This window comes from Staphylococcus sp. EG-SA-2 (assembly GCF_017152085.1).
Genome location: NZ_JACYHC010000889.1, coordinates 1 through 1,039, shown reverse-complemented (window position 1 = coordinate 1,039; position 1,039 = coordinate 1). Strand labels below are relative to the sequence as shown.

At 29.6% G+C, this 1,039-nt stretch carries 2 protein-coding genes; both read left to right on the top strand.

What is annotated here, in order from left to right:
• The coding region (locus IDG60_RS15735) for a PI-PLC domain-containing protein (RefSeq protein ID WP_481906099.1) at positions 1–390 on the top strand (390 nt) is incomplete at its 5' end.
• Between the two features lie 220 nt (positions 391–610).
• A partial coding sequence (locus tag IDG60_RS15730) for a tandem-type lipoprotein (protein WP_078090894.1) occupies positions 611–1,039 on the top strand: 429 nt, incomplete at its 3' end.

Sequence of the window (1,039 nt, the reverse complement as noted above, 5' to 3'; positions counted from 1 at the left end):
AGTGGTTATGGTGCTGACACGTCAGGTATTCAATGGGCAGACAATGCGACATTTGAAACGAAAATTAATAATGGTAGCTTAAATTTAAAAGTACAAGATGAGTATAAAGATTACTATGATAAAAAAGTTGAAGCTGTTAAAAATTTATTGGCTAAAGCTAAAACGGATAGTAACAAAGACAATGTATATGTGAATTTCTTGAGTGTAGCGTCTGGAGGTAGCGCATTTAATAGTACTTATAACTATGCATCACATATAAATCCTGAAATTGCAAAAACGATTAAAGAAAACGGGAAAGCTAGAACTGGTTGGCTGATTGTTGACTATGCAGGATATCCGTGGCCTGGATATGATGATATCGTAAGTGAAATTATAGATAGTAATAAATAAGGATTCAATAATGATATTAAGACGAGTATGAAAATAGTTAGATTCTAATTATTTTCACTACTCGTTTTTATTTTGAAAATAAGTAATAATTCAACGATATTATAAATTGAACAGATTGTTTGTGAAATTTTTGATAATATTAAAGTGAAAAAGTGTTATAAATTGATAAATATATGTAATTAACAAAAACAAATCATTTTAAAAAGAAGAGAGTTGTAAGATGATGAAACGATTAAACAAATTAGTGTTAGGCATTATTTTTCTGTTTTTAGTCATTAGTATCACTGCTGGTTGTGGCATAGGTAAAGAAGCGGAAGTTAAGAAAAGCTTTGAAAAAACATTGAGTATGTACCCTATTAAAAATCTAGAGGATTTATACGATAAGGAAGGCTATCGTGATGATCAGTTTGATAAAAATGATAAAGGTACATGGATTATAAATTCTGAAATGGTTATTCAACCTAATAATGAAGATATGGTAGCTAAAGGCATGGTTCTATATATGAATAGAAATACCAAAACAACAAATGGTTACTACTATGTCGATGTGACTAAGGACGAGGATGAAGGAAAACCGCACGACAATGAAAAAAGATATCCGGTTAAAATGGTCGATAATAAAATCATTCCAACAAAAGAAATTAAAGAT